Raw genomic sequence first — 1,085 nt, forward strand, 5'->3', positions numbered from 1 at the left:
TTTAAATTTAATAGAATTTTATAGTAAAATTTCTCGCTTGAAATTTTAAGCGTGGAATCTTGCGTACTGCGTTGTTGCAAAATTTTTGTTATAAAACCCTATGCTAAAATTTTAGGACTAAATTTGCGGTGTATTTAGTTTAGCCGCGAATAAAGCCTCCTAGGGCTTCAAGCTCGCATGCGGTTATGGCAACTTCAAACCCCGAAACAATCGTAAGTTTTGCAAGTTTTATAAATCCGCGATATTAAATCCTAAAAATTATGAGCTACTTAGGAGGCGAAAATGGTCTATTTTTTCGCTTCTTTCTGCGCGGTCGGCGGGTCAAGCTGCATGATCTTATCGCCTAGGCGCTGAAAATTTGCAAGGCTTTTTAGATGGAAATACGCTAGCTCCAGATATCCGCGGCGCGCAAAATCCGCAAGTTTTTTATCGCTTAGCTTCAAAAGCTTTTCGCGATTTACGACCGAAAATCCGTTTAGCAGGGACGATTCCTTGCCGCTAGAGTTGATACCGAGCTCCTTGGCTTCTAAAATCCCCGCCTTTTGAAATTCCGCCGCGGCAACGCGCGTGCGCATATCCAAATCGGCGTAATTTTTCATCACCTCTTTTAAATTTTGTAAAAACGGCGTCGGCTTGCCGTCTTTAAAAAGCGCCTCACCGTCGCCTTTGATCTGCTGTGCGTCTTTGTCGAAGCAGATCGCCGTCTGCTCGCCGATCTGGGCTAGGAAAAACGGATAATTCTGCACCGAGGAGGGCACCGTTCCTTTATAATCCTTATCGATTAGAATGTTTTTGGTGCGCCCTAGCAGCGCCACCATTTTGGGTTCTTTTTCAATGGTAAATACGATAACGAGGTTGTCCGCGCAAAACGGGATCTCCGACGCGATCACCGGTACGAAAGGTGCGGTAGGGAATGCATCCGCGTGATACTGTAAATCCGCGTGTTTAACGCTATCTAATACGACTGGGGTCATGTTGATCCTTTAAAAAATTTTAGCAATTATATAAAAAAGAATATTAAAATTCTAAAGGGTTTTGAAATTTTGCCTGTTTTTTTATTTGCGTAAATTTAGCATCATATTGTC

1 protein-coding gene is annotated in these 1,085 nt (G+C 42.5%); it reads right to left on the bottom strand.

Annotated features, from left to right (window positions below; all coding sequences use genetic code 11):
• Window positions 1-287: 287 nt before the first annotated feature.
• Entirely contained in the window at window positions 288-974 is a 687-nt protein-coding gene (locus Q0620_RS06425) for a SapC family protein (protein ID WP_298783859.1), read from the bottom strand.
• Window positions 975-1,085 lie beyond the last annotated feature (111 nt).

The sequence above is a fragment of the uncultured Campylobacter sp. genome, assembly GCF_938017615.1.
In the GTDB taxonomy this organism is placed as follows: Bacteria; Campylobacterota; Campylobacteria; order Campylobacterales; family Campylobacteraceae; genus Campylobacter_B.

Coding starts and splice junctions, on each gene's coding strand:
- Q0620_RS06425 (WP_298783859.1), bottom strand. CDS start 974: ATGACCCCAGTCGTATTAGATAGCGTTAAACACGCGGATTTACAGTAT.